The organism is Candidatus Poribacteria bacterium (assembly GCA_028820845.1).
Lineage (GTDB): Bacteria > Poribacteria > WGA-4E > WGA-4E > WGA-3G > WGA-3G.
The window spans coordinates 1-23,282 of sequence record JAPPII010000109.1 but is presented as its reverse complement, the minus strand read 5'-3'; the positions used below and the strand labels follow the sequence as shown (position 1 = coordinate 23,282).

Annotated in this window: 20 protein-coding genes; 16 read left to right on the top strand and 4 right to left on the bottom strand. The window is 48.8% G+C overall.

All coding sequences use genetic code 11. The features are described from left to right. The first annotated feature begins 61 nt into the window (after positions 1–61). The 5 genes from OXN25_19910 to OXN25_19890 all read left to right on the top strand — a co-directional run bounded on the left by OXN25_19910 (position 62) and on the right by OXN25_19890 (position 4,747). On the top strand, positions 62–1,234 hold the full coding sequence (locus OXN25_19910) for an SLBB domain-containing protein (protein ID MDE0427126.1): 1,173 nt from the start codon (positions 62–64) through the stop codon (positions 1,232–1,234). A gap of 313 nt (positions 1,235–1,547) precedes the next feature. Beyond that, positions 1,548–2,042: a hypothetical protein gene (locus OXN25_19905; GenBank protein ID MDE0427125.1), complete on the top strand. Its 495-nt coding sequence runs from the start codon at positions 1,548–1,550 to the stop codon at positions 2,040–2,042. 445 nt (positions 2,043–2,487) lie between these two features. After that, positions 2,488–2,694, top strand: a complete 207-nt coding sequence (locus tag OXN25_19900; GenBank protein ID MDE0427124.1) for a hypothetical protein — start codon at positions 2,488–2,490, stop codon at positions 2,692–2,694. Between the two features lie 316 nt (positions 2,695–3,010). Then, the gene (locus OXN25_19895; protein MDE0427123.1) at positions 3,011–3,754 is read left to right on the top strand and encodes a hypothetical protein; all 744 of its coding nucleotides are present in this window, start codon (positions 3,011–3,013) and stop codon (positions 3,752–3,754) included. Between the two features lie 204 nt (positions 3,755–3,958). Beyond that, the gene (locus OXN25_19890; GenBank protein ID MDE0427122.1) at positions 3,959–4,747 is read left to right on the top strand and encodes a hypothetical protein; all 789 of its coding nucleotides are present in this window, start codon (positions 3,959–3,961) and stop codon (positions 4,745–4,747) included. A gap of 506 nt (positions 4,748–5,253) precedes the next feature. Here OXN25_19890 and OXN25_19885 read toward each other — a convergent pair. From OXN25_19885 to OXN25_19875, 3 genes are read right to left on the bottom strand one after another with little or no spacing between them, the layout of a single operon-like run. Then, complete coding sequence (locus OXN25_19885; protein ID MDE0427121.1) at positions 5,254–5,949, bottom strand: haloacid dehalogenase type II; 696 nt, start codon at positions 5,947–5,949, stop codon at positions 5,254–5,256. 30 nt (positions 5,950–5,979) lie between these two features. Continuing rightward, positions 5,980–7,008 (bottom strand): Gfo/Idh/MocA family oxidoreductase, encoded by a 1,029-nt coding sequence (locus tag OXN25_19880; GenBank protein MDE0427120.1) that lies wholly within the window; start codon positions 7,006–7,008, stop codon positions 5,980–5,982. A gap of 17 nt (positions 7,009–7,025) precedes the next feature. Beyond that, the gene (locus OXN25_19875; GenBank protein MDE0427119.1) at positions 7,026–7,784 is read right to left on the bottom strand and encodes a sulfotransferase; all 759 of its coding nucleotides are present in this window, start codon (positions 7,782–7,784) and stop codon (positions 7,026–7,028) included. A 128-nt stretch (positions 7,785–7,912) separates the two neighbouring features. On the opposite strand from OXN25_19875, the gene OXN25_19870 reads away from it, so the two are divergent. The 11 genes from OXN25_19870 (at position 7,913) to hemW (ending at position 22,387) form a co-directional block, all read left to right on the top strand. Then, positions 7,913–9,082, top strand: coding sequence for an ABC transporter substrate-binding protein (locus tag OXN25_19870; GenBank protein MDE0427118.1), 1,170 nt, complete (start codon positions 7,913–7,915; stop codon positions 9,080–9,082). A gap of 52 nt (positions 9,083–9,134) precedes the next feature. Beyond that, positions 9,135–10,139, top strand: coding sequence for an Ldh family oxidoreductase (locus OXN25_19865; protein ID MDE0427117.1), 1,005 nt, complete (start codon positions 9,135–9,137; stop codon positions 10,137–10,139). A gap of 40 nt (positions 10,140–10,179) precedes the next feature. Continuing rightward, the gene (locus tag OXN25_19860; protein MDE0427116.1) at positions 10,180–11,181 is read left to right on the top strand and encodes an Ldh family oxidoreductase; all 1,002 of its coding nucleotides are present in this window, start codon (positions 10,180–10,182) and stop codon (positions 11,179–11,181) included. A 244-nt stretch (positions 11,182–11,425) separates the two neighbouring features. Continuing rightward, entirely contained in the window at positions 11,426–14,122 is a 2,697-nt protein-coding gene (locus OXN25_19855; GenBank protein ID MDE0427115.1) for a T9SS type A sorting domain-containing protein, read from the top strand. A gap of 275 nt (positions 14,123–14,397) precedes the next feature. Next, positions 14,398–16,212, top strand: coding sequence for a T9SS type A sorting domain-containing protein (locus OXN25_19850; GenBank protein MDE0427114.1), 1,815 nt, complete (start codon positions 14,398–14,400; stop codon positions 16,210–16,212). Positions 16,213–16,523: 311 nt separating this feature from the next. Continuing rightward, positions 16,524–17,555, top strand: coding sequence for a threonine synthase (locus tag OXN25_19845; GenBank protein MDE0427113.1), 1,032 nt, complete (start codon positions 16,524–16,526; stop codon positions 17,553–17,555). A 201-nt stretch (positions 17,556–17,756) separates the two neighbouring features. After that, on the top strand, positions 17,757–18,275 hold the full coding sequence (locus tag OXN25_19840) for a hypothetical protein (GenBank protein MDE0427112.1): 519 nt from the start codon (positions 17,757–17,759) through the stop codon (positions 18,273–18,275). 62 nt (positions 18,276–18,337) lie between these two features. Continuing rightward, positions 18,338–19,663, top strand: a complete 1,326-nt coding sequence (locus tag OXN25_19835) for a phosphodiester glycosidase family protein (protein ID MDE0427111.1) — start codon at positions 18,338–18,340, stop codon at positions 19,661–19,663. Continuing rightward, positions 19,660–20,058, top strand: coding sequence for a hypothetical protein (locus tag OXN25_19830; GenBank protein MDE0427110.1), 399 nt, complete (start codon positions 19,660–19,662; stop codon positions 20,056–20,058). Before OXN25_19835 ends, OXN25_19830 begins: the two co-directional genes overlap by 4 nt. A gap of 99 nt (positions 20,059–20,157) precedes the next feature. Next, positions 20,158–21,261 (top strand): zinc-binding dehydrogenase, encoded by a 1,104-nt coding sequence (locus tag OXN25_19825; protein MDE0427109.1) that lies wholly within the window; start codon positions 20,158–20,160, stop codon positions 21,259–21,261. Beyond that, positions 21,251–22,387, top strand: a complete 1,137-nt coding sequence (gene hemW / locus OXN25_19820; protein ID MDE0427108.1) for a radical SAM family heme chaperone HemW — start codon at positions 21,251–21,253, stop codon at positions 22,385–22,387. Before OXN25_19825 ends, hemW begins: the two co-directional genes overlap by 11 nt. Positions 22,388–22,393: 6 nt before the next feature. Here the strand turns inward: hemW and OXN25_19815 are convergent, their stop codons facing one another. Continuing rightward, positions 22,394–23,173 carry a HEPN domain-containing protein gene (locus OXN25_19815; protein MDE0427107.1) on the bottom strand — a complete coding sequence of 260 codons (780 nt, stop codon included), beginning with the start codon at positions 23,171–23,173 and terminating at the stop codon, positions 22,394–22,396. Positions 23,174–23,282 lie beyond the last annotated feature (109 nt).

The following is a 23,282-nucleotide window of genomic DNA, read 5'->3' as shown; positions in this document are numbered from 1 at the left end:
ACGCAATACGATTTATGACATCAAACGTATGTGAGGCGAAGTTTCTTCTCGGTAAGACGCTATGATCTATTTTTTCCAAGGCTTGCGAGTTTCCCGTTTCCCCGTGCGATGCTTGCAAGCATTTCCGATTTTACTATTTTTCATTGCGAGTACCACACTTTTCGGTGATGTTTACCGCATTAAAAAAGGGGATACCCTCCTCATTGCGGTCGTCGGGCAACCGGAGTATACACATTCCGTGCAAGTCCGTGAAGACGGAAAAATTAATTACTTCGGTGGCGACTTTGATGTTGCCGGACAGACGGTGACAGATGTCAATCATCTGATTCGCGAGTTCCTCGTCAGGGATAATCACGTCAGCAATCCGATCGTTATGGTGTCTCCCGCCCTACAGGAGAACGGCGTTTTTGTGGGTGGCGCAGTAAAGGCACCGGGACATTACCCTATCTCACCTGAAACGGACATCGGTTTATACCGGGCCATCGCACTCGCCGGTGGTATGGCGGAGAATGCCGACCGTCAAGGCGTACAACTCATCCGCACCGACGACACACAAAACGTTGAAACCTACGACCTCTCAACCAACCGTGCTTACAAAAATATCCGCGTCGGCGTGAACGATCTCGTGTTCGTCATGCCGCTGAGTGTCGTTGAAGTCCAAGGGCAGGTGCAGACCCCCGGAAAACTCTTTATCCGCGGAGAGATTGGTATTGTGCAGGCACTTGCACGCGCAGGCGGTTCCACGCAAGAGGCAGATCTGACAGCACTCATAAGAGTCGCAAAAGACGGCACACTCACCGAATTTAACCGCGCCGAACAGTTCTGGAAATCATCCGAAAACAATTCATCGTCCCCTTCTTTATCAGACGGCGATGTGTTGTATGTTCCCAACGTCTTCAAGGTTGAACCTATCTATGTGACGGGTTATGTCCGCAATCCGGGGGCACAACGCGTACGTGGACCTTTGAACCTCTCGCAAGCCGTTGCACTCGCGGGAGGGTTTGAAGTCTCTGCGAACCGTGAGGAGGTCATCATCCATCGCCGGGACAGCACGACTGAAGAGGTCTTGTTAGTGTCTGATACCGCCGAAGGCACGACACCGCAGCGGGTGCTACTCTATCCGGGGGACATTTTAGAAATAAAAAAGAAGTTCCAAGTGAATTGGGGGCTCGTCAGTACATTTGCTTACATTATCATCGCAGGTGTAGGCATTCTAATCCAGTTATCGCAGTAGATAGTAAGTCAGTTTGATGTAAGAATCTTTCTTTTAGGTTTGGATTGAATTCTAAAGAGTCGCTGATTTTCCGTGAATTTTCTCCATGAGTCTGGCGGAAAAAAAAGCATTCGCGATGCACAGAATACCAGCCCCAGCGGGGCGACATGTCTATAGAAAACCATTACCCAATAACAAACCAGCCCCAGCGGGACGGCATGTGTGTAAAAATCTGTGCTCTCCAAAACGCGAGTCCTATACGGACGAAAAGTGTAGCTTAAAATGGTGCAAAGTTTAGTCAAATGAACAGAAAAGGACATAGGTAAAAATTGAGATGGATGGTCAAGGAGTTCTTGATGCGAAACCTACCGGGTTGTTACCTTTCACCCCGCTCATGAAACGTCCTGAGAATGTGGATGCGGATGATTGGCTGCGTCGCTGTGTCCAAACTGCGGATAGTGTTAATGTTCCCAATAAGCCTAAGTATCTCGGAATTTTGGCTCTTTTAGGTAATCTTGTTTACGAAGCCGAAACAATTTCAAACATCATTTTGGAGGAAACCATGCACCAATCTTCTATTATCGAATACTGGACAGAACAAGCTGCAGCCGAAGCACATCAGCAAGGGATGCAGCAAGGTGTAATAGAAAACACTCGCGAGAAAATCCTTGAAGCATTGGAGCTCCGATTACATCCTGAGGCTGCGCGCACTTTCAAGCCAATATTAGAGAAAATTGATAACTTGCAACGCCTCAACGAGTTATTTCGCGCTGCAATACAAGCGGATAGTCCTGAAGACTTTCAACAAGTATTGGAAAATGGAAACTAATACCATTTCTAAAAGTTTATCTTGCATTAACCGAACCCACTCACGTCACACCCGGTAGGTGCGGTTTCTAACCGCACCGAGCAGTGCTGAAAAATAGCCAACCTTTTAAGAGGAATTATCAATTAGAATCAGACCCACCCACAAACCCATCAAACAATACTACGCCGAACTCAAGGAATACGAACGGCTCGGCGAACAGAACGAAGGCACCGTCCGCGCAGCATTCCAAAGCCTCCTCCAACACTACTCGCGCCAAGCAGACCTCACCCTCATCTGCGAAAAAACACACTACACACCCGAAAAAAGACGGGTTACACCCGACGGCGAAATCGTCGATACCTACAACCTACCTTTCGGACACTGGGAAGCAAAAGATACACACGACAACCTCTACGTCGAGGCAGACAAGAAATTCGCCGCTGGCTATCCGTCCAAGAATATTGTTGTGCAATCTCCGACCCACGCCCTCCTCTACCAACACGGCGAACTCCAATTCGACCTGGATATTAGCGAACCGAGAAATCTCGTCCACGTCCTACAGACCTTTTTCGCCTATCAAGAAGAGAATATCGCCGCATGGCATACCGCCGTCGCCGAATTCCGAGAGACCGTGCCAGAACTCGGTGAAAAGTTGACGGGACTCATCGCGTAAAGACAGACAAACGGAGCGGCATCGTCAACGACCCAAACCGCACCGACGACCCACAGTACATCGTCAAGTTGATAGCCAAGGTCATCACCGTCAGCTTAGAGACAGTGGATATTGTAGAAAGCTTACCCCCATTGTAATAACATAACGCAAATTGCCATCTTCGTAGCATAGACTATTAGGCTGTGCAAAAGACTCCGCACAACCTAAGAAAAAAAGAATTATTTGACAATTTCTTGACATTTTTTTTACAATAATGTTATCATTTTGCCAAATGAGTCCAGACGAAACGCTTCAAAACCAATAAGGAGAAATTCCAATGACTAAACGTATTCTCTTTTACCTATCCCTCTGCTGTACATTCGCATCTCTAGCTTATGCCTTTGATACCCCTAAGCTCTTTACAAAAGATAATGTGCTTGCTGCGGGATGTTATAATGATGGGTTCAGTAGTAGTGATATGACACTTATTATCCAACTCACCGTCGGAAACGATGTTATTTTTGACGAAGGCTTTGAGGTGAAATATCATGTTCCTGACGAAGACGTTGAGGATTGGACTGAACTCAAATTTGACGATACGAGCTGGAAAAACGGCATCATCAGCATCGGTTACGGTGATGGGGATGATAATACGGAAATCAAATCGGGGGAAGTTGGTTCGCTTTACACGCGCTATCACTTTGATGTACCTAAGGCGACTACATCGAAAAAAATTATGTTTCGGATTGACTATGACGATTCCTATATTTTGTGGCTGAATGGGGTCGAAATCGCACGTTCAGCCAATATTGCCACACTTTCTCCTATAGGCGAAATTCCTACATGGGATGTATCGAAAATTGTGGATTCGATGCCCGATGTTGAAGCGACGAAAGTACCTAAGGGGAAACCAAACAAAGACCGTTGGAAGAAACCGGTAACGCCAAGGGATCGGGACGTACACGAGACAATTCATGAATTTGAGATTGATGTCAAATTTGGGGGCGGATCAGGATTGTCCGTTGAAGCTGCAAACAAATTAACAACGACATGGGCACAACTGAAGGGTCATTTAGATTGAGAGGAATCATCAGACATTGGAGAACTCCTTTGGGTTGAAGATGTTATACTTCATTATACCAAAGGGGTTCTCTTTATACAAAAATCTCTGATGTATTTATCAAACGCACGTTACAGATACGTCTATCAGAATAAAAGGTAGGCGAACCTTTATATTATGGAACCTACGCAACTTTCTGTTGCATCAAAAGGAGCTATTCAAGAAATGAAAACGGATACAATAATGAGTCAATTTCATGCTGTTTTGATGTGTTGTTTATGTTTTCTCTTTACTGTAGCGATGTTCTCTGTTACATCAATAGCTGCGTCAACAAAAAAGGTTCTGATATTGGGGAACAACGTAGTCCAAGTTGAAGCAGAAACGATTAGTAAAAATGTGAAAAAAGTTCAGAATTTTACCTTTGATTACGAGGTTACGAAGGATACGAAACTCCCGAAAGCAGATGCCGATGATTTTGATATCCTCTGGCTTGGACAAGGTGAGATTTGTGAAGGGGGATGGCGTTTCACGGACCAGGGATCAGATGCTGTGTTAGCGTTTGTGGAGGAGGGAGGGATTTGCATTAACGTTGAGCAGGACTCCGATGATGCCGTCGGGTGTCCAACACCTTGGCTCCCTAAACCACTAAACGGTGATGAAGCCGAGAGGACATGGGATTTTGAACCGACAAAAGCACCGGAGGTTCGGACGCTTTTCACTGAGCCAAACAAGATAGAAGAGATTGTGACGGATGATAAATGGCACAATCCCGATAAGGCGTATATTCCACTCGCCACGGTTGGTAACCATCTCGTTGTGGCACTCCTATATCACGGTAAGGGCGCATATATCATCACGGCGATACAAAATGAAGATCAGGTGAAGGTCGATACGAATCTCCCGTTTATTGAAAACCTGTTGTTCTATGCCGCTACCCTTCAGGATCAAATTCTTGCTGTTGAACCGCATGATAAACTTGCTGTGACCTGGTCGCAACTCAAAATGCGCCCATAATGCCTGAGTAACAGGGGGAGGGTGCTTATGAAACTGCGATATATATCTATCGTTTGCTGTTTCACTTCGGACACCTCTCCCCTGTTTCAGCAAAACCCCTCAGCAATGAACCCTGACGGAACCCGACAGGAGCAACTCACAAATTTTCAAAGTCAATCTGGTGAGTCAAAAGGCGACACGACTGACAGGCAACGGGAGCAATGATGCCGGAAATTGGTTCGCACCCAACCAACTCCCCGTCTCCCCCTCATCATCGCTCTTAAGCACATTATGGGGCGACGTGAAAACCCAAGATTAAGGCTGAGAAACAGATTCGATCGAATTGCTTTACTACAAACGGACTGGTTCGTAGTAGTGCGATTTATCGCACGTTTGAAAATTACCAATTTAAATAATTAATCTTCATTTATGGTAGATCCTAAAAATAAATACACATCTTGTAGGGGCAGCCCTTGTGGCTGCCCACCACCACGTGCCTTGTAGGAGCAGCCCTTGTGGCTGCCCTTCTACAGCAACGCCGCTGTTAACTCCGCAAAATCGTGCACCGTTACATCCGGTTGATACAGCGTATCCTCGTATGGCAGTTCATAACGGTTCACAAACGCCCCTCTATATCCACACGCCCGCGCCCCCATAATGTCAAACGAATTCGCAGAGACCATCAGACATTCATTGACTTCAAGTCCTAATTTCCCTGCTGCACCGCGATAGACCGCCGGATGCGGCTTAAACGCACCCACCGATGTAACCGAGATTACGTCATCGAAATCCCAGGCAACGCGCGCCGTAACGAGATAGTCTAAAAACGACGGATCGCCGTTGGATAACACCACCAACTGATACCGAGATTTCAGTTTCGCGAGGGCAGACAAAACTTCAGGGAAAGGCGAGAGGGACTGCCAACCTCGCATAAATTCCTCCACTGTTTCAGGAGTCGCAGCAATGCCGTTTGCTCTCAGTACGTAGTGGACAGCACGGCGCACGGTCTCCAGATAACCGCTATGTCCGAGCATCGTAATCGTATCTTGATATTGCTCAATCCGCTGTCGATACCGCCACTGCGCCCAAAATTCATCCGCTGATACATCAACGCCACGGGCGGTCAGAGATTCACCAATAAAGGGTGTCAGGCTACCGCCTAAGTCTAAAATCGTACCGAATAAATCAAATGTAAGTGCTTTCGTCTCTGCAAAATTTGGCATAATAGTTTGCTGTTCGCTATTCGCGGTTCGCTAATTTCCCAATTCAACCGTCCGTCCAGTCGCCATCGCTTCAAACGCAGCATCAATCACGCGCATCTGATTCACGCAGCTTTCCGGTGAAATCCGGTGTGGTTTTCCGGTTGTTAAAACTTCGCATAGATGCTCTAACTGCAAAGCAAATTGGAAACAGGGTTCAAAATCAATGACTTCTCGACCCTCTCGTGTAGTCACCTCAATGCTGACCGCCGAGTTCTCATTGTTCCACGCCGTCTCAATCCTAAGCATACCACCCAACCCCGCCATTTCGGCGTACTGTCCACCCGCACAATTAAAACCCGTAGAAATATGGGCAACCCGTTCACCGGAAAATACTAACTGTAGGTAAGAACCATCGTCCACTTCTAATCCGGCTTGCGACATCCCAGAGACCCGGATCGGTTCAGCACCAAACATAAATCGCGCATGATGGATATTGTAACACGCCAAATCGTAGATACTGCCGCCACCTTTCGCTTTGTTAAATCGCCAATTCATCTCAGGCTTACGTGCCTCGGGTCCGCCGCCACCGCCACCCGTGCAGAAGGTGCTCCGGATCGCCTTAAACTCCCCGATTGCCCCTGCATCAACGAGTTCCTTCGCCTTCAGGTGCATCGGGTGATGTCGGAATTTAAACGCTTCTGCCACCAGTACACCGTTCTCTTGCGCTGCACCGACAAACGCCTCCGCCTCCGCAGCCGTCGAAGTAAACGGCTTTTCACACAAAATCGCTTTCACCTGATGGGATTCAGAAATCTGGATACCGACCTCAGCGTGAAAGGCACCCCAGGTACAGATAATGGCGATGTCCAAATTCTCAGTGTCTAACATCTCTGCTAAAGAAAGATACCGGTTTTCGGGGTCCACGTCATACCGTTCACCGAAACCGGCTAATGCATCGCCTGACACGTCACAGATCGCCGCCAATTCAGCACTCGGTGCTTGTTGACACGCGTTGGCGTGTGCATTGGCAATTCCACCCGCGCCGACAAGTCCAACACGGTAAGAAGTATTTGTTGACATAATAATTCCTTTCTTTGTCATGTTGTTGTTAAAGGATAACCGTTTTCGACAATCGCTTTCTGAAGAAACTCAAATTCGTAATGTGGTAACGAGCCCCCTGGTTCTAATGCCAAAAAATCTTTTTTCCAACGCGCAACTGCATCTGGTCGGACAATGATCCGACCTAATGGGATACCCAAAAATGCCTCAAGTTTTTTGAGTATTGCCTCCTGATCCAGGACAAAGTCCTCAAAGCGGATCTGGATAACATTCTCAGGCATCGGGGTTGCTTGCATGAGCTTATACTGATAGATCCACGAAATTGCCCGGCGTTCATAGATATCGTCGGTTTCAGGGTATACGACCCCAAAGTCCCGAAGGTCATCTGTTTTGTGGCTCCCCCGAATACAATCCCGCGGATCCCGAATCCAATGGATATATTTTATCTCAGGAAACATCCGAATTATCCAGGGATAGACAAGCGTAGTCTCGGGGATCTTCCAGCCCTTGTGAAGTGCTGGATCCCGAAGGACATCCGCAAGGTACGTCCTGATAAGCCCCTCAAATTCCGGGTCAATCGGCATCGTAAACAACGGTTCAAAGTCCCACGACAATCCGCCTTGCCATTTGACGTATTGCGCCATGACTCGGCAGGCATCATACATAGCATGCGGCGGAATTTTATCACCAGATGGATTGAGTTGACTCCCCATGAAAACCCCACTGGCATACAATGTATGAGAGATGGCGCGCGTCCCAGAATGACCGCGCCCAATAACTGTGATTAAATTTTTCATAACTGCTGCATGTTACGTAAAAAATTGTTTGCTTATTTCCTTCGATTAAAGGATAATACATAGAAGTTTTTTTGCTTCATAATCACTTTATCAAAAACTATTGAATAATACAAGCAAAAAGGAAAAAGATGAAAAACATACCTATAACGCTTGCTGTGGTGTTTGTGCTAATATGGACACTCATTGGATGTGATAAAATCCAGCAAGTTGTTATCCCAGAAAAAGGTGTTGACTCCGAGTCAACCACCCTTAAAATTGGGTTCCTCGCCTCAGGGAGCCGCACGACATATCCTAACGGTGCGGAGATAGCTATCTCCGAAATCAACGCTCGCGGCGGCCTGTTAGGGATGCCTGTTGAATTAATAACCGCAGTTGGGCTCATAGAAGCGGAGGCAGCGGTCCAAGTCGCTGCAACGATGATCCAAGACGACGACATCATCGCGATTCTTGGACCCAATCGTTCTTCACATGCTATTCCGGTAAGTGAAGTGGCGCAGCAACACGGTGTGCCTATGGTTACCACAACTGCAACGAATCCAAACGTAACAAGTGCCGGTGATTTCGTTTTTATGGCAGCCTTCACGGATGCCTATCAAGGGAACGTCATGGCACAGTTTGCTGCTGAAGAACTCGGTTTGACATCTGTTGCACTCCTCACCAGAAGCGGCGAAGTCTATACGGAGGGCATATCCGAATTCTTCCGGACAAACTTCACCCACGCAGGTGGCACGATCGCGGCAAATGTGTTTTATGAAGAAAACACCACAGATTTTACCGAGCAACTCACACGGATCGCTGAAGGCACGCCCGACGCACTTTTTGTCTCAGGGTTAGCCGAGGAAATCACACTTATCGCGAAACAAGCGAGAGTCCTTTCTTTACAAAATGCAGCAGGGCAACCTGTCCTTTTCCTCGGTGCCGATGCATGGGACAATCCCGACCTACTCATGAATGAAGAAATTGACATTGAAGGCAGCTTCTTCAGTGGACATTTTTCAACCGCAACCGATAAACCGAGCGGAAAAGCATTTGTGGAAGCCTACCGGGCAGCTTATGGAGCGTTACTGATCGGGGGACACGCCGTAAGTTACGATGCAGCGCAAATTCTCATCGCAGCTATTGAGAGAGCGGGAAGTCTTGAAGGTGAAGCCATCCGGGAAGAACTGGCGGCAACGAAAAACTACATCGGGGCAACTGACATCGCACATTACGACGAGAACCGCCACCCAACGAAAAGCGCGGTAATTTTCACTATCAAAAACGGCAAAAAGCAGTTCTATAAGCAGATTGACCCTTAAAAGTAGTAGGCACACGCTGTGTGCCGTTAACGCAAGGAGTAGCAGAAAAAATATGAATAGACCACCAGAAGCCTTTGTTCACGTGGACGAAGAACGACTCCTCAACTTCTCCACCGCCTGCTTTGAGAGAGCAGGCATTACACACGAACACGCCGCACTCATCAGTCGCCTACTCGTCAATTCCGACTTACGAGGTGTCCGTAGTCACGGGACACGGACTGTTAATGGATATTGTGGCGGGTTTGAAAACGGAAGTTTCAATCCGCGTCCGAACATCCGCATCATCCACGAAACGCCAACGGCTGTCGTGCTTGACGGCAACGGTACACTCGGTTATCTGCCAATGGTGCGTGCCACCGAACACGCTATCGCCAAAGCGAAAGAGGTCGGCATCGGGATGGGATTGGTGCGTTATATTGGACACTACGGCTCCGCGGGACATTATGCGCGTATCTGTAACGAAGCCGGTTGCATCGGGTTTTCGGTGCAGGGGTACCAGAACCAAGGCAACGCCGAAAACCAAGACCCCAAACCGCAACTCGGCTACTACGGCAATCCGCCGATATGTTTCGCCATCCCTTCTGGTGATGAACCGCCTGTCGTGTTGGATGCCGCAACCTGCATTATGGCAGACTACCAACGCGGTCCCGATTTTGATGCACTGCTTTCCGTCATTCCCGCGGCTTTCTTCAAGAGTATCGGCTACACCGCCGTGGCAAGTCTACTCGGTGGCGCGCTGACGGGTTTCACTGAACCACCACCGGAGGATACCGCAAAATGGAGCGGTGGACGCATGGGCGGCATGGTCCTCGCTATAGACATTGAATCCGTTGTACCAGCTGCTGTTTTCAACACCGAGGTCGACCGCATGGTGCATGATGTCCGCGAAACTTATGAACCAATGCCCGGAACCGACAGGGCACTGCTACCAGGTTCGATTGAGACAGAACGCACAGCACAACATCGCCGCGAAGGTATCCGTTACGGTGAAATGGAACAGGAATCCGCACGCGGGGTTAGTGAACGCTTAGGCGTACCACTGCCATGGGACGAATAATCTCCGCACTCTTATAAGAAATCAAACTCAGGAGAAAGAGATGAACAGACCGCCAGAAACTTTTGTTTTAGTCAATGAGGAACGACTCCTCAACTTCTCCACTGTCTGTTTCGAGAAAGCGGGTCTCACACACGAACACGCCGCACTCATCAGCCGTTTGCTCGTCAACTCTGATTTACGAGGTGTCCGTAGTCACGGCACGCGAACTGTTAATAGATATTGCAGAGGCTTTGAAAACGGAGGTCTTAATCCGCGTCCGAATATCCGCATCATTCATGAGACACCAACCGCCGTCGTGCTTGACGGCAACGGCACGCTCGGTTATCTGCCAATGGTGCGTGCCACCGAACATGCCATCGCCAAAGCAAAAGAAGTTGGTATTGGGATGGGACTCGTCCGTTATATTGGGCACTATGGGTCAGCCGGACACTACGCACGTATCTGTAGCGAAGCCGGTTGTATCGGGTTTTCCGTACAGGGATCCCGAAACCACGGCAATGCCGGAAACCGAGACCCCAAACCGCAGATTGGCTATTATGGCAACCCACCGATATGTTTTGCCATCCCTTCTGGCGATGAGCCGCCGGTTGTGTTAGATGCCGCAACTTGTATTATGGCAGACTACCAACGCGGTCCCGAATTCGATGCGCTGCTCTCGATGATCCCCGCGGCTTTCTTCAAAAGCATCGGTTACACCGCTGTGGCACACCTGCTCGGTGGTGGGCTCACAGGCTTCACCCAAACCGCACCCGAAGACACCGCAAAATGGAAACCCCCACAGGGAGGGATGGTACTTGCTATAGATATTGAATCTGTCGTTCCGTTCGATGTGTTCCGCGCAGAAGTTGATCGCATGGTACACGATGTCCGTGAAACTTACGAACCGATGCCGGGAACTGACAAGGCGTTACTACCGGGTGCTATCGAAATAGAGCGGACCGAACAGCATCGTCGTGAAGGTATCCGTTACGGTGAAATGGAACAAGAATCCGCACGCGAGGTTAGTGAACGCTTAGGCGTGCCATTGCCATGGGACGAATAACTTTATGATAATTCCCTTGCTTTTTTTGCCAAAATGTTGCATACTTTCTTATAGGATTTTTGGATATCCCAAGATAGCCTATCTTTGTATGACATTGCCAAAACATGTATGCCAGTAGCAGCAGCGACACTCAGCAGAAAATCGTGAGAAACCGAAAACTGAATGGCTCTCGGATAGGGTGCTTGGTATACTATTTTTTTGCTTTGAACTTTATACTTTACTAACTTTACTAAGGAGTTTCGTTATGCACACGCATATAAAAACCAACTTTTTGTTTTACACATTTACGTTGTTTCTATGCTTCAATTTCTTTTTCCTAATGAACACCGATGCACAAGACGATGGTGCACTTATTACCGCGTCCGCCAGTGACAACTACACATTTGAGACGATCGACGTTCCAAGTGTAGATTTTTTAGCACTCACAGCAAGTAGTGACTTTGAGGATTACGCCGGCTACACAAAAAGTGCCGATGGTGAAAAAGAGGTCGCCTTTACCCTCATTGATGGCGTTTTTACCATCTATGATTTTCCTGGATCACAGAACACTTATTTCTTCGCGCTCGCTAATAACGGCAACGCTGCCGGACATTACCAAGATAGCGACGGTCTTTTCCACGGGATCGTCTTGGAAAATGGTGAGTTGCGGGAATACAATTTTCCGGATGCCGTCCAGACGGAGATCTATGGTATTAGTGACGCGACAGGGAAACTGACGGGTAATTTCACAGATGCCTCTGGCGTGCGCCGTGGATTCTCAGGGGCTGAAATCATTGAGGTACCCGGGGCATCGGAAACTTATGCCGATTTTGTGAATTCGAGCGGCGGTATGGTCGGCAGCTACGTAGATGCTGACGGTCTATATCAACCTTATGTGCGCACCCCGACGGGCAGGTTTGTATCTCTCGACCTTTCACAAGCCGCGAATCTGGAATACTTTTTTGTCCACGGTATCAACGATGCAAGGGTTGTCGTTGCCCGAACCAAACGGATAGATGATCTCCCAGGCACCCTTGTCGGCACATTCCAAAAGGGGTTACAGAGATTTAAGGTGCCGGACAGCGTTAGCACGGAAGGCTATAATATTAATCAGGACGGCTCTATCGTCGGAAACTATAAATCAGCGGATGGCAAAACACACGGGTTTATTGCCAGACCCATAACGGATACCGCTACGCAAGTTGATGATCAATCCACTCCGACACCCGACAACCTCAACTATACGTTTGAGAGTATTGATGTGCCGGGTGTAGACTTTTTAGCGGTGACGGCGAGTTCTGACTTTGAAGATTACGCCGATTATACAAAAAGTGCAGATGGTGAAACAGAAGTCGCCTTTACGCTCATTGATGGCGTTTTTACCACCTACGATTTCCCGGGCTCACAGAAAACTCACTTTTATGCCCTCGGTAATGATGGACAAGCCGCCGGACACTACCAAGATAGCGATGGACGCTACCATGGGGTCGTCTTAGAAAATGGTGAGTTCCAGCAATACGATTTTCCGGGTGCCGTCGAAACGCAGATATACGGTATCAGCGATGCAACGGGAGCACTGACAGGTAATTTTACGGACGCTTCTGGCGTGCGACGCGGATTTTCAGGAGACGAAATAGTTGAGTTTCCAGAAGCATCAGCAACTTATGCCGATTTCATAAACGCGAGCGGTCGGATGGTAGGTAGTTACGTAGATGCTGACGGTCTATATCATCCTTATGTCCATAACCCAGATGGCAGGTTCATATCTCTTGACCTTCCACAAGCCGAACAGTTTGAATACTTTTTTGTCCACGGTATCAACGATGTCGGCACGCTCGTTGGGAGATCCAAACGTTTAGCGGATGTCCCGCGCACTTCTGTCGGTTCACTCCAGCACGGGTTGCGTCCATTACTGTTTCCGGGTAGCGTTAGCACGGAAGGGTGGAATATCAATCAGGACGGCTCTGTCGTTGGACACTACGACTCACCCGATGGACGCAGACACGGATTTATCGCAAAACCCGTTGATGCGGCAGTAAGCACGCATTTTGGCAACACCTACACCGTTACGCTCTCTAAAGGTCTAAACATGCTTTCTGTGCCATTGGCACCTCCAAAACCGATGACTGCCAAGTCGCTGGTCGCCATGACAGGCGCAACAACTATCATCACGCTTGATGCCGCAAAACAGCATTTTGTCGCATGGACACCCGGCGCACCTAATGACGGTTTCCCAATTGAAGGTGGACAAGGCTACATCGTCAATGTCCCAGAAACCCGAAACTTCGCTTTCGTCGGCGCACCTTGGACGGATCCAACCGAGGCGGCTGCAGCATCACCTGCTATATCTACAGAGATAGCACAGGAAGCCTGGGCATTCGTTGTCAGCGGACACTTGCAAGGGAAACCCGCTTTTGACGGCTACACCGTAAGCGTCCGAAACCTGAGAACAAATAGCATCATAACCGCTGCGGTGCAAGGCGATTACTTCGCTGCGGCAACTGCCGATCTGAGGCGGCAGAGCGTCGTTCAGGTTGGAGACGTGGTTGAATTGCGCGTCATCGGTCCCGATGGCAACTTTGAATCACAACCCCTCAGTTTTACAGTGACCCCTGAGAACATCGCAAATGCCGTGTTGTCCCTCAGACTTGATGAGATTGGTAGACCGCATCAGAATCTCCTGTTGCAGAACTATCCGAACCCGTTTAACCCGGAGACGTGGATTCCCTATCAACTCGCGGAAGATACTTCTGTATCGGTATCCATTTACGATACAACGGGTAAATTGGTTCGCACACTTTCGCTCGGTTTTCAATCCGCAGGTTTCTATAACAGTCGCGAGCGTGCTGCGTATTGGGATGGACGCAATACCCTTGGGGAACGCGTTGCGAGTGGTATCTATTTTTACCAGTTGACGACACCCTCGTTCCAGCAAACACGCCGACTTGTCATTGTAAAGTAGCGTCAATCCGTAGCTTACAAGTGTCACAGTTATGCTCTCGGTGTAACTGTGACACTCCCTTAAACCTAAAAAAGACGTACGAATCCCAACCGACCCAATTCCCTCCCTTGCTGTAAGCAACAACCCGCTTATCCTTTAGAAATAAATAGTAGGCAACACCACAGAAAAGTGCTATAATATTTATAAAGGATACCTTTTGGTATCGGTTTGGATAGTCCACTTCAACAAAACCGTTTATTGACGGTTTCCGAATGCACGTTTAAAAAGGATAACCCATGAATCACCATATAAAAATGAAATTTTTCTTGTCTATATGTCTAATTATCTGCTTCATAAGTCATACCGTTGCACAAGTTAGCACCGAAACACCGATTGCAGATTACACCTTTGAGACGATTGAAGTCCCAGGCGTCGATTTTCTGGAGGTGAGTGCAAGCAACGACTTCGGAGACTACGCAGGGAACACCCGGAGTCCTGACGGAAAGAAAACCATCGGCTTCACATTGATAGACGGTGTTTTCACTACATACGATTTTCCGGGTTCCCTCAACACCTTTTTCTATGCACTCGACAACGCTGGAAAAGCAGCCGGACACTACAAAGATATAGATGGACTTTACCACGGTGTTATCCTGAAAGATGGCGAACTCCGCCAATACGATTTCCCCGGTGCAGCCGAAACCCACATCTACGGGCTTAGTGACGAAACAGGGGCACTGAGTGGTAACATCGTCGATGAAACCGGTGTCACCCATGCCTTCTCAGGGGATATGACAATTACATTCCCTGGTGCAGTCAACACTTATGGGGACTTCGTCAACGCCGCAGGGGCTGTCGTCGGCAGCTACGTGGATGCCGATGGAATACCGCATGGGTTCATACGTAACCCCGACGGTAGTTTCACCACTATTGACCTTCCAAAAATGCCGAATCTTGAATTCCTATTTGTGAACACCATTACCGATTTCGGTGTTATCGGTTTCAGGGCAAAAGCTGTAAATGATATTCTCCGGTCCTATATCCTCCTGCCAGATGGCACCCTCTATGAAGTGCGGCTCCCAGGCAGTATTAGCACGGTCGTCCGAAATGTTAATCAGGATGGAAGTATTATCGGCTATTATGACTTAGCAGACGGACGCAGGCTCGGATTCATCGGCAGACCGACACCACAACCTGGCGGAGAAGATTTTGGCAGTATTTTCTCTATGCACCTCTCTAAAGGTTTGAACATGTTGTCTGTACCGTTGAAACCGACTGTCCACATGACAGCGCGTTCACTTGCAGTAAAGATAGACGCGACAACGGTCATTACGCTTGATCCTGCAACCCAGCAGTTTGTAGCATGGACACCCAATGCACCCGACGACGGATTTCCAATCGAAGGGGCAAAAGGATATATCGCCAATTTACCAGAGGCGCGCGACGTTGTCTTTACCGGCACAGCGTGGATGTACCAGACGCAGAGTGCTGCTGCACCCCTTGTAATCCGCCATCAGGCATGGGCATTCGTTGTTAGTGGGTATTTAGAAGGTAGGCAGCACCTTGACGGATACCTCGTCACAGTCCGAAACCTCCGAACCGGTGCCCTGATGGAAACTCGGGTCCGCGATAGTTACTTCGCCGCTGCCACTGCTGATCTTAATCGTCGCAGTGTCGTCGAGTTGGGGGATACCTTGGCATTAACCGTGAGCGATACACATGGAAATATCGTCTCAGAAAAATTTATTTTCACCGTGAACGCTACCGACCTTGCAAATGCTGTTTTAAATGTGACACTTGACGGCATCGGTGTCCCGAAACAGAGTCTGCTCTTACAGAACTACCCGAACCCGTTCAACCCTGAGACATGGATTCCCTATCGCCTTGCAGAAGCAGGTCCGGTGTCGCTATCCATCTACAATGCAACAGGTGAACGCATCCGAACGCTCTCGCTCGGCTATCAGTCGGCAGGCTTTTACCAGAATCAAGGTCGCGCAGCTTATTGGGATGGACGTAATGCGTTGAGTGAACCTGTGGCAAGTGGTGTCTATTTCTATCAATTGGTAACGCCATCTTTCCAGCAGACACGGCGAATGCTTATTTTAAAGTAGGATTAACAGCAATAACGTAGGCAACTTTGAGAGTGCACCAGACGAACTTAGACGAGGATAATTCATTATACGCGGCATTCTTGTACCGCAAACTGTTAGTTTGCGTGCCTAAGCCAGGTGTCTACACTACTGCGATCTTCTCTGTTTGTACCGCAAACTGTTAGTTTGCGTACCCATACAGGTTATCTAACAAATCGCATGATTTATGAACCATCGCCAATTAAACAATGCAGTATAAATGCGCCAAATGTAACAATACATATCAAATCTCACCATTACGCTACTCCTGTGATTGTGGAAACGCGCTAAATTTGGTCAGGGATTCGTACATTTATCCGAACCCACAGGTCCCTGCAGCGCTGTCCCTGTGGCGGTACCGCGAGGCACTCCCGATTGATGCAGAGACAGAGATTGTCACACTCGGTGAAGGTATGACCCCGTTGGTTCCACTCGATGCTGACAGACCTGAACACCTCGTCAAACTGGACTACCTCTGCCCAACGGGTTCCTACAAAGACCGGGGAGCAGCTGTCCTACTCACGCATCTCAAGGCACTCGGAGTCGAGACAGTGGTCGAAGATTCATCGGGCAATGCGGGTGCGGCAATCGCGGCATACAGCGCAAGAGCAGGCATCCGATGCACCATCTACTGCCCAGCGTCGACTTCAAAAGGGAAACTGAGGCAGATTTCTGCCTACGGTGCCGAGTTAAAACTCGTGGAAGGAAACCGAATGGCGACAACGGAAGCCGTAAAACTCGCTGCGGAGACGACGTGCTATGCCTCCCATAATTGGCATCCCTTTTTCTTGGAAGGTACGAAAACACTGGCGTATGAAATCGTCGAACAACTCGGTGGGCGTGCGCCTACCCATGTCTTATGTCCTGTCGGGTTCGGGAGTATCTATCTCGGACTCTACATCGGATTCCGTGAATTGCAGGCACAAGGGGTCATTGATAGTGTCCCACGACTCCTCGGCGTTCAGCCCGATGTCTGCTGCCCGATCTACAACGCCTACCTTAAAAACACAACGTCTATTTCAAGAATGAAACAAACTGGAGAAACGCTTGCCGAAGGTATCACCGCAGAACTCCCTATCCGAGGCGACATCATCTTGGAAGCACTTCGCTCGACGAATGGGGCGTTTACTACAGTTGACGACGTAGATGTCAAATCAGGAATAAAAACACTGGCAACCAAAGGGATTTATGTCGAACCTACGTCGGCTGTCGTTGTCGAAGCGTATAAAAAGTTCCAACAGGCAAATATCATTCAAAGTGGTGATTTGACAGTCTCGATTCTCACAGGCATCGGTTTAAAGGCAACAAGCACGCTAAAGGCGTAATTTAAGTTGACTTTTGAAATGGGTCGGTGCTAAACTTAATAGAACCGACGCACTTTATAGTAGATTCCGTAAATACTTTTACAGCCTCAGCTACCGCTGGTAGGTGCGGTTTCCTAACCGCACCGATGTGAAGTGTGAAATTAATTCTAAAATCTACTATAAGAAACCTGCGCGGGCACTGCGACAGTATAAGGAATGTGTATGCCAGAGAAAAGGAGCGAGAATCAGAAACGAGAATCTATTTTTACCGTCCGTGATGCCGAATCTGCTGTCGTTACCTATACGATTTTATTGTTCATCTACATTGTGGGGATATGCGTTTACAAATGGATCACGGGTTGGAATGGCACCTTGGCTGTGCTGAGCGCGTTAGATACGAATTATCAGCGATTTAACAAGGGCGCAGTGGCGTGGATTGTCTGTAAAGAAGGAGTTGATATTATGTTACGGCGTTATAACGAATGGCGTGTTGAGCATGCACAAAACCTTGAAAAAGCCAGAGCCGAAGGCATTGCTGAAGGTGTAGAAAAAGGCATTGCTGAAGGTGTAGAAAAAGGCATTGCTGAAGGTGTAGAAAAAGGCATTGCCGAAGGCAAAGCTGAACTATATCAAGAGATAATGTCATGGAATGCCCGCCGATTGGAAGCCGAAGCGAAAGGCCTCCCATTCGACGAACCGATCCCAGGAAATGGTACGACTCCTCCCTCCAAAAATGACTAAATCCTGCCTACTTCGCTGGTCAATTGGTTCATCCTACTCTTATGGCATCCGGATAAAATATTATGACCACAGAAAACAGACCTGACTTCATCCGGTTAATTACGGTGTGTGCGCTTGTGCTCGTTTTTATTTTAGTGATTGGTGCACTACGCGCACGCGAACAGCCGTTCTTTCGGATTGGTGCTACCAAGATAGATCAAGAAACACTTCCTGATACAGTAAAACGGCGCGACGAACTTCAAAATGATCGATGGCACAACGGTTTTCGACTCCTTCGTTATTGGTGGATAGGCGGCGCAGCTGTCTACGTCGCAGAGATGGACCGAACAGCGGAAGACCTGCAATTCAGTGTTGAACTCACTAATAACCAAATCTTAGGTCGCGAAACTGTCACGGGTGTTACAAGACGACTTATGAACAGAGACGTGCTTCCGCTGGCAGGCGTTAATGGGAGCTTCGGCATCCGAGAAGACAATCGGGGACGCGGGGGCATGATGTTTAATTTGCATATCCAAAACGGTGAACTCGTCAGCATTCCGATCCTTCTCGATAGATGGGGGTACTCACCACCATCTCCATGGGGTGAAACAAGTTTCGGCGTTACCCCCGACGGTGAGTTTCTTATGGATGCGGTTCAGTTAAACGGCAAACTGCGTATGGAAAACGGTGCCTCCGACCCGCTTTCGATCAACGCAATTAACCAAATCTGTGATTCGGTGTGTCCTGTGGTGCTGTTCACGCCCCGCTTTGGACGGAGGACCTTAACACGCCGGGCCTATGAATTCACACTTAGACAGATTAAACTTCCGCTGACCGGAAAATATAAAAGCAGATTCGTGGTCACCGCTGTGAATCCGCGCGGCAATAGCACCATCCCATCTGATGGGGTCGTTCTCGCAATTGAACCACACTTGGCACGCGACTGGGAAAACAAAATCAGAAAATCCACAGCAGGAACACTGGAAATTGCCCTTACACCCAGAAAATGGCAAAGCGTTCAGCACGGAGTCGGTGGAAACCTACGACTTGTCCGAAACGGCAAGGTTGAACCCGAACTCATGGCGTTTGGGAAGTCAAGAGGGGGGACTGCCTATCGACACCGTAACGGCGCGTCCCGCCACCCACGCAGTGCCCTCGGATTCAACGACGAAAAACTTTTCCTCATTGCTATTGACGGTAGACAACACGGCTACAGTATGGGGATGACGCTCTACGATATGGGGAAGTTCTTCAGTGAACTCGGCATCAAACATGCCATCAATTTCGACGGCGGAAGCTCCTCAACACTTTGGGCATTAGGACGCGTCGCGAACAGCCCAGCACACGGCTATGAACGCCGTATCTTCAATGTTGCAATGATTCGGACCAGAGATAAACAATCACAATGATACCACGATCATATCTCCTCGTACCTATGTTGCTAATGCTGGCGTGTTCAAACAGAAATAACCCGCGTGCCGTCAGTGAAGATTTTATCTACAACTATTACCAGCACGCCAACCAAGAAGCATCACTTAAACTCAGCCACGGACTTGCGGCAGAGAAACTCGAAGACGAAATCGCTCGTGTCCGTGAAGTCCGCGGACCCGGGGAACAGGTCGAGGAAATGCCAAAGATGGAATATGAACTCATCGGTAAAGAAGAAGGTTCGACACACGTCCTATTCAATTATAAACTGACCATCAAAAGCCGAGGCGGCACAACAACACACACGCGAAATATCGTTATTAACACCGAACAAATTGATGGACAATGGAAAGTCGTCAACTTTGATGAGTATTAATACGTAGGACTTACGCAAGCTGCTCTTTTGTAGCATAACCTGTTAGGTTGTGCCAACTGCAACTCTACAAAAAACAGGACTGTCTTCTGGAGATTTACAATGCAAACGGGAAAAGTTGCTGTCTTCACACAAGCACACACACCGATGGAATTTCGCGAATACCCGATTCCATCTGTCACGGCGGACGATATGCTCGTCCGAATCCGTATGGCGAATATCTGCGGTTCCGACCTACACTTTTGGCGCGGACGCGGACCCAAAATCGAGAGCGGCATCCCGCAAGTCCTCGGACACGAAATGATTGGCACGATTGAAGCCATGGGACGCAACATCTCAACCGATAGCACCGGACAACCCTTAACCGAAGGGGACCGTATCGCTTACTCCTATTACAAGCCGTGCCAACGCTGCTGGATGTGCCTCAACGGAAAACCCGGATGCCCAGACCGCTATCGAGATTGGCTCGGTGTCTCCAGCGAACAACCCCCGCACTTCCACGGGGCTTATGGCGAATACTACTATATGAAACGCGGGCATTGGGTTTTCAAAGTCCCTGATGAACTCTCAGACGCACTCGTGTCCCCAATCAACTGTGCCTTGTCCGAAGTTATTTACGGTCTCAATCAGATTGGTATCACGCTCGGCGATACTGTCGTCATTCAAGGTGCAGGTGGACTCGGACTCTACGCAACTGCCGTCGCCAGAGAGATGGGTGCCGGGAAGATTATCGTACTCGACCGCTTGCCTGCGCGCCTCACACTCGCACGGGAATTTGGTGCCGACGAAACACTCAACGTCGATGAGATTGATATGAGTGCACGCGTCGAGTTCGTGCTTGACCAGACAGATGGTATCGGGGCAGACTTAGTCGCCGAGTTCGTCGGCTCCCCGCGCGTGCTCGCTGAAGGCATAGATATGCTCCGATGGGGTGGACGCTACCTTTGGATCGGCAACATTAATCTCGGATTCCCGACAGAGATTGATCCGGGAAACATCGTCCGGTGTAGCAAAGCGATTCGCGGCGTGATTGTCTACGAACCGTGGGTCATCCCGCGCGCCCTCGATTTTCTATGCCGAACACGCGACAGGTATCCCTTCCACAAAATCATCTCCGATACCTTCCCATTTAGCGACATCAACGAAGCCTTCTCTTACGCCGATAGTGGAGAGGCAATCCGGGTTGGATTGGAATTTGAAGAATAAAACCGCTGCTTCCGTCTACATTCATATCCCATTTTGCGCGACGAAATGCTATTACTGCGCCTTCAATACCTATACTTTCCATAAAGAACAGGCAAAAGCATACCTACAGGCACTCCAAACAGAAATGGAACTATATACCTCGGAAGCCGACGCACTCCAAACGATTTTCATAGGCGGTGGCACCCCCTCTATTCTCTCCGCAAACGCCTTGGCACAACTATTCGCCGATATACACCAGAATTTCGGTATAACCCCCAACGCTGAAATCACTGTTGAGTGTAATCCAGGAACTATTGATGCCGAAAAGCTTAGTGTCATGCGCGAAAACGGGGTCAATCGACTCAGTTTCGGTCTACAGGCGATGCAGGACGAAACCTTAAAACAGTTGGGCAGAATCCACACCATCTCGGAATTTATGGAGAGTTATCATCTCGCACGTGAACACGGCTTTGAGAACATCAACATCGACCTCATCTTCGCACTCCCCGAACAAACCATGGCAGCGTGGCATCATACCCTAAACGAAGTCATCGCACTTGAACCCGAACACATCTCAGCCTATAACCTCGTCATGGAGGCGGAAACCCCATTTTATGAACAGTGGCAAGCCGGAGAACTCCACCTCCCCTCCGAGGACACCGAAGCCGATATGTTCCAATACACAATCAAAACATTGAAGGCGTACGGATACACGCATTATGAGATCTGCAACTTCGCCAGACCGAACCACTTTGCAAAACACAATCTCGTCTATTGGAACAATCAACCCTGTATCGGACTCGGTGCAGGGGCATGCGGCTATGTCAATGGGACCCGTTATACCAATATCCGAGGCATTGCACCTTACATCAAAGCACTCTCCAAACGCAGCAAACCCATCGCCGATACCGAACGCTTGACAGGAAACGCTGAAAAGGCAGAAACCCTCATGCTCGCCCTCCGTAAGCGAGAAGGCATCTCTCTCGAAGCCTACCGAAACCGTTTCGGTGAAGAAATAGAAACCGCATTTGGGCGCATCCTCAAGAAATGGATAGATACAGAATTACTGGAACGCACACCCACGCATCTCCGCCTCACCGCCCGCGGCCTTTTCCTCGCAAACGAGGTTTTTGTGGAATTGATGTAACCTTTTTTACTCGAGCGGCGGGATCGGGAGTTTCAGAGACGTGCAAACGGCTTGACGCACCGCCTCACATACACGTATCGCATGCCGTGTATTGTCAGCGGTTGCTGAGTCTCCGGGGTAACGAGACTCCACTGCATACTCCGTTATTATCTTAAAGTCAGGCTGCCACTGCGTCCAAGCCGGCAGCGTTGGCACAATCAACGCCAGTAATTCTTCAAGGTTATGTGTTCTCGGAACTGGCAGGTTCGCCTCTTGGAGCCAGGCTTTCAAATATTTTTCAATACACTGCTGAGCATGGAAACAGATAATATTATAGAGTTGCGGATTCGTTGTTGGCAGGAGTTTCTGCGTCGCAATATAATCGCCTTCAGCTCTCTCCACCCACTCCAGCGTCAATGGATTCATGCAAGCCTTCTCCTTTTCGAGAACATCGGTTCCGTAAGGCGGGAGGGGTCGGTTTTTGATATGAGCGTGCGTCTGGGCACTATGAAGTAGCTCCCCTTTTTCGGTAATCTCGCGAAGAAACCAATCGTTGTATGAAACCCGATATGCGATCTCCGCGGGCGAACGGACCAAGATGTCGAAGCGAGACGGAATCCGGTGACGGATTTCCACTGCCTTGTTGCGAAACTCGGACTTTGGCACGTCCATCACGACGAGCAGATCCACATCCGAGTCGTCTGTTGGCGTGCCATACGCATAGGAGCCGAAGAGGATCACTTGCAACGGCGCGAACTCGCGGACAATGGTGTTACATGTGGTTTGGATGTCTTGGCGGGTAACCATGCGAGTCCTCCTTTTTATACGAGTATAGCACATTTCGTGATGGCCGTCAAAAAAATACGCAATAAGTAGTTTTGGACATAGGCAATTTCAGTTTTCTTAATGTTATCAC

Bases quoted from the DNA above. Each gene is read 5' to 3' on its own strand.
- OXN25_19910 (MDE0427126.1), top strand. From the start codon at position 62: ATGATCTATTTTTTCCAAGGCTTGCGAGTTTCCCGTTTCCCCGTGCGA.
- OXN25_19905 (MDE0427125.1), top strand. From the start codon at position 1,548: ATGGATGGTCAAGGAGTTCTTGATGCGAAACCTACCGGGTTGTTACCT.
- OXN25_19895 (MDE0427123.1), top strand. From the start codon at position 3,011: ATGACTAAACGTATTCTCTTTTACCTATCCCTCTGCTGTACATTCGCA.
- OXN25_19890 (MDE0427122.1), top strand. From the start codon at position 3,959: ATGAAAACGGATACAATAATGAGTCAATTTCATGCTGTTTTGATGTGT.
- OXN25_19885 (MDE0427121.1), bottom strand. From the start codon at position 5,949: ATGCCAAATTTTGCAGAGACGAAAGCACTTACATTTGATTTATTCGGT.
- OXN25_19880 (MDE0427120.1), bottom strand. From the start codon at position 7,008: ATGTCAACAAATACTTCTTACCGTGTTGGACTTGTCGGCGCGGGTGGA.
- OXN25_19875 (MDE0427119.1), bottom strand. From the start codon at position 7,784: ATGAAAAATTTAATCACAGTTATTGGGCGCGGTCATTCTGGGACGCGC.
- OXN25_19870 (MDE0427118.1), top strand. From the start codon at position 7,913: ATGAAAAACATACCTATAACGCTTGCTGTGGTGTTTGTGCTAATATGG.
- OXN25_19865 (MDE0427117.1), top strand. From the start codon at position 9,135: ATGAATAGACCACCAGAAGCCTTTGTTCACGTGGACGAAGAACGACTC.
- OXN25_19860 (MDE0427116.1), top strand. From the start codon at position 10,180: ATGAACAGACCGCCAGAAACTTTTGTTTTAGTCAATGAGGAACGACTC.
- OXN25_19855 (MDE0427115.1), top strand. From the start codon at position 11,426: ATGCACACGCATATAAAAACCAACTTTTTGTTTTACACATTTACGTTG.
- OXN25_19850 (MDE0427114.1), top strand. From the start codon at position 14,398: ATGAATCACCATATAAAAATGAAATTTTTCTTGTCTATATGTCTAATT.
- OXN25_19840 (MDE0427112.1), top strand. From the start codon at position 17,757: ATGCCAGAGAAAAGGAGCGAGAATCAGAAACGAGAATCTATTTTTACC.
- OXN25_19835 (MDE0427111.1), top strand. From the start codon at position 18,338: ATGACCACAGAAAACAGACCTGACTTCATCCGGTTAATTACGGTGTGT.
- OXN25_19830 (MDE0427110.1), top strand. From the start codon at position 19,660: ATGATACCACGATCATATCTCCTCGTACCTATGTTGCTAATGCTGGCG.
- OXN25_19825 (MDE0427109.1), top strand. From the start codon at position 20,158: ATGCAAACGGGAAAAGTTGCTGTCTTCACACAAGCACACACACCGATG.
- OXN25_19815 (MDE0427107.1), bottom strand. From the start codon at position 23,173: ATGGTTACCCGCCAAGACATCCAAACCACATGTAACACCATTGTCCGC.